This window comes from Klebsiella sp. 10982 (assembly GCF_048589245.1).
GTDB lineage: Bacteria > Pseudomonadota > Gammaproteobacteria > Enterobacterales > Enterobacteriaceae > Klebsiella > Klebsiella quasivariicola.
Genome location: NZ_JBMAXV010000137.1, coordinates 1 through 688 on the forward strand (window position 1 = coordinate 1; position 688 = coordinate 688).

At 65.8% G+C, this 688-nt stretch carries 1 protein-coding gene; it reads right to left on the reverse strand.

All coding sequences use genetic code 11. The annotated features are described in order from the left end of the window. Nucleotides 1-688 (reverse strand): pyruvate carboxylase subunit B (locus tag ACKLKD_RS27950; RefSeq protein WP_260851208.1); only part of this gene is annotated, 688 nt, incomplete at both ends.

Consider the following 688-nt stretch of genomic DNA (forward strand, 5'->3'; position numbering starts at 1 on the left):
CGCTCATGGACGAAATCGCCGTATCCACGCCGTCGACCCCGGCTTCAATGGCCTTCAGCAGGGCCATCTCCGCCATGCCGGTGGTGGCATGACAGTGCAGGTGCAGGGTGACGTCGTAGCGTTTTTTGATTTCACTGACCAGCTCATACGCCGCCCCCGGCGTCAGGATACCGGACATGTCCTTGATGGCGACGGAGTCGACGCCGGTCTCCAGCAGCTGTTCGGTGAGGTCGAGCCAGGTCTGCAGGGTGTGCGCCGGGCTGGTGGTGTACGAAAGCGTGCCCTGGGCGTGGGCGCCGTGGCGGCGGACCGCCTGCAGGGCGGCTTTCATGTTGCGCGGGTCGTTCATGGCGTCGAAGACGCGGAAGACGTCCATGCCGTTTTTGACGGCGCGTTCGACAAAGCGCTCCACCACGTCGTCGGCGTAGTGGCGGTAGCCGAGCAGGTTCTGGCCGCGGAGCAGCATCTGCAGCGGGGTCTTCGGCATCGCCTTTTTGAGCTCGCGCAGGCGGACCCACGGGTCCTCGCCGAGAAAGCGGATGCAGGCGTCAAAGGTGGCGCCGCCCCAGCACTCCAGCGAGCGGTAGCCGACGTCGTCGAGCGCAGCGGCAACGGGCAGCATATCGTCGAGACGCAGACGGGTGGCGAACAGGGACTGGTGGGCGTCGCGCAGGACGACATCGGTAAT